Annotated in this window: 1 protein-coding gene; it reads right to left on the bottom strand. The window is 66.4% G+C overall.

Going from position 1 to position 2,725, the window contains the following annotated elements:
• Positions 1 to 70: 70 nt before the first annotated feature.
• Positions 71 to 2,164 carry a recombinase family protein gene (locus D3A59_RS04140; protein WP_119153647.1) on the bottom strand — a complete coding sequence of 698 codons (2,094 nt, stop codon included), beginning with the start codon at positions 2,162 to 2,164 and terminating at the stop codon, positions 71 to 73.
• Between the last annotated feature and the right edge of the window lie 561 nt (positions 2,165 to 2,725).

Below are 2,725 nucleotides of genomic sequence, written 5' to 3'. Positions count from 1 at the left end.
CGTCGACGCGCGCTACAAGCTCATCCGGCGCTACAAGGTCACGGCCGCCAACGTGGACGAGCCGATGACTTCATGATGCCTCCATCTTCGATCGGCTGGTACGTTGGACCGAGCCCCGCAGCGTGCTGAGCTGATCTCCGGGCAGGTCGACTTGCCATGGCTGGCCCCGGCAGAGCTGTCGTCCGTGCAACCGTCCCGTGCGCAGCCAACGCAATATTGTTTGCGGCGTGACGTCGAGTGCGGCGGCTGCCCCTTGGATCGAATAGCTCCCGTCGGGCCATCGCGGCGGGTTCGCTTCATCGCCGTTGAGCTTGACCGTTCGAATCTGCCATCGCTTGCGCAAGAAGTACACCGTGCCATGCTTGAACGGCACCCCGCGTGGAGACATAACTCCTTCAGCATTGAGGATCTCGGCAATCTCGTGATCCATCTTGCCGGCAGCGTTAAGTTCCCGGAGGCGGCGCTCGATCAGATCCAGGCTGGCGCAGCCCCTGTACGACTGCACTCGGCGCTGTAGCCGGTGCTCGCTGACCGCGCCGGTCTGCCAGATCAGCCGGAACCAGACCATGCCCTGTTCGCGCTTTTGGTCCAGCACCACTTCGCGCACCACCAGACGCACGATTCGCTTGCGTTCCTGCGCCGTCGCAGCTTGCCATACCCGGGGTAGATCCTGCGCCAGGCCCAGAACCTCCGCCCGGGCAGCATCGTCCAGTGCTGTAGCCTGCGCACGCCGCCAAGCCTCGTAAGCCTGCTCGACTTCCTCGAGCCGGCGCAACCTCTCCTCCCAGACCCCTTCGAGCGAACGCGCCACGAGGCGGTTCTCGGGCTCCACCGCGTCGTATTGCCGTCGCGCCCGTTCGGCCTCGTAGCGGGCTCGCTCGCGCTTGAGCGTCCACTGCTGCTCCAGCAGTCTGGCCTCGGCCTCGAGTTGCCCGACCGCCTCTACGGCCAGCGCGATCTGGTCAGGGGCCAGGGCGGCCAGCACCAACCGCTCGACCTCGGCCTCCACCACCAGCGCTCGCACCTCCTGACAGTGTGGACTGTTGTCGTCAGACCGATCCAAGGAGCACCTGTAAACCGGGGCGTCACCCCGTGCTCCCGAGTAATACACCCCCATGTGGCGGCCGCAGCAGCCGCAGATCGCAATGCCCTGCAGCAACGCCACGCCTTGGCGCGGCGCACCTTGGCGCTGTCGTGCATAAGAGGCCACGTTGCTGGCCAGGCGCTCCTGATTGGCCATGAACTCCTCCCAGCCGATATAGCCCGGGTGCGCGTCGTGCAAGCAGACAGCCCATTGCTCCACCGGTACCCGCACGGTAGCACTGCGGCCGATGCTCGAACGTCGCAAGGGATCCGCGCGTCGGCGACCGTAGACGTAGGCCCCCGCATATGACGGGTTCTGCAGTATCTGCACTACCCGGAAGGCGGTGGCCGGCATCCAGACCACCTGATGTGGCGACGGGCCCCACAGCGGGCGCACCGGCAGCGCAAGGTCGTGTCGCCGCAGCTCGCGCATCACCGCCTTGGCCCTCTGCAGCGCGCGGAACAGCGTGAACACCAGTCGCAACCGCGCCTGCACCTCCTCGTCAGGATTAAGGACGGTCTCGCCGCCAGGACCACGCACCAATCCAGCCGGCAGCGGCAGGCGCAACTCGCCGCGCGCAGCCTTCTGGAGCTCGCCCTGGTACAGGCGCAGCCGGAGCTGGTGCAGCTCCGCCTCGCTCATGATGCCCGAGAGGCCCAGCAGCAAGCGGTCGTGATATGCACCCGGGTCGTACAGGCGTTCCCCGTCGGCGATGAGGACGCCGAAGATCGAGCACAGCTCCAGCAACTGGTGCCAGTCGCGGTTGTTGCGTGCCAGCCGAGACGCATCCAGGCTGAGCACCAACCCGGCCTTGCCCAGGCCGATCTCGGCAATCAAACGCTGGAAACCCTCACGGACGGAACTGGAGGCGCCGGACTTGCCCAGGTCGTCGTCGATCACGGTGATGCGCTCTCGCGGCCAGCCCAGGCCCGCAGCACGGTTGACCAACCGGTACTGCAGCTCCGTGCTCTCCTGGTGTTGGCGGACCTGCCCGGCCGAGGACTGGCGGACGTACACATAGGCGAGCTTGGCACGGTGTGCCGTGGTGACGCGCTCGGCCGATTCACTCGGAGTAGTCATCAGCACGGTGCGTCTCCTCCTCTAGGACGCGCTGGAGAACTCGGGCCAGCTGCTGGGCCAGCTGCCTCTGCATCGGCACCGGCAGCGTCGTCCAGCGCCGGGGACAAGGTGGTCTTGGTTTGGCCGGCCGTCGACGATGGGAGTGGGCCGCAGGACAAGGGGTTGGCATGGTGAGCCTCCTTGGTAGAGAGATCCAGCATGCTCCGCACGAGCCGCGCCAGAGGCAGTAGCGTACGGACCGAGATGCGCGGCAGCGATGGTGGTGGTGCCAACGGCCGCTCCAGGTCAGTGGCACAGCGCCGGATCAGTCGCCGGCGCCCATTCGGCAAGGCGGCCGCGACAAACGCCGGTCCTCGGCAGCAGTCCTGCGACAGCAGTTGAAGTTGCCGGCCGAACAACGGGTGGCAGGGATCCGTGACAGTAACGACGGGAGGAATGAGCCGATCTAAATCAGGGGCATTACGACGTGTTTGGTGACGGCAATACCCTCCCGGAGGTCATCGACGCATCCAACACCGCCGCGCGGCTGTACGCTGATCGCGGCTACGACCGCCGAGCCAG

The sequence above is a fragment of the Caldimonas tepidiphila genome (genome assembly GCF_003569765.1).
In the GTDB taxonomy this organism is placed as follows: domain Bacteria; phylum Pseudomonadota; class Gammaproteobacteria; order Burkholderiales; family Burkholderiaceae_C; genus Caldimonas; species Caldimonas tepidiphila.
Note: the sequence above shows the minus strand (reverse complement) of the source record. Positions and strands in the feature narration are given on the sequence as shown.